Here is a 458-nt window from a genome sequence, read left to right on the forward strand (position 1 = left end):
GCCGATGGAGGCGGGCTGGTCCACGACCACCAGGACGGTGCCGAACTTGGCGGTGAGCTTGTCAAAGACGGCTCGCAGCTTCAGTTCGCTGTTCGGCAGCGGCTTGTCGAACACCGTCTTCCCGGCCGGGCTCAGGCCGTGGCCGTGATGCGTCCGGCTTGCCGACGTCCAAGCCCAGGAAGACGCCCACCTCGTCGATGCTGATCACCATGCCCCCACATGCGTCGATACGTGCCGTCCCCGGCGGTCGGGGCCGTTCTCGCGCATCCACGTTATGCAGACCTACCACCCGCGAACGGCCAGGCACTGCGCCCGGCCAGGCGGCGGTCGGACCTCTGATCAGCGTCTCCGACGGCACCCCTCGGACCCGGTGACACCACCCCCCAGGTCATCCCGCCGACAGGGGGCAAGAGTCATGCCGGGCCCGGAGGCCAGCGGCCCTCTTGCAGGACCGCGAA

1 pseudogene is annotated in these 458 nt (G+C 69.2%); it reads right to left on the bottom strand.

The features are described 5' to 3' along the window. A pseudogene (locus KUM44_RS39710) lies at positions 1-211 on the bottom strand (transposase); the annotation flags it as partial. Between the last annotated feature and the right edge of the window lie 247 nt (positions 212-458).

Origin of the sequence: Streptomyces sp. AC550_RSS872, from assembly GCF_019049285.1 — a bacterium.
Lineage (GTDB): Bacteria > Actinomycetota > Actinomycetes > Streptomycetales > Streptomycetaceae > Streptomyces.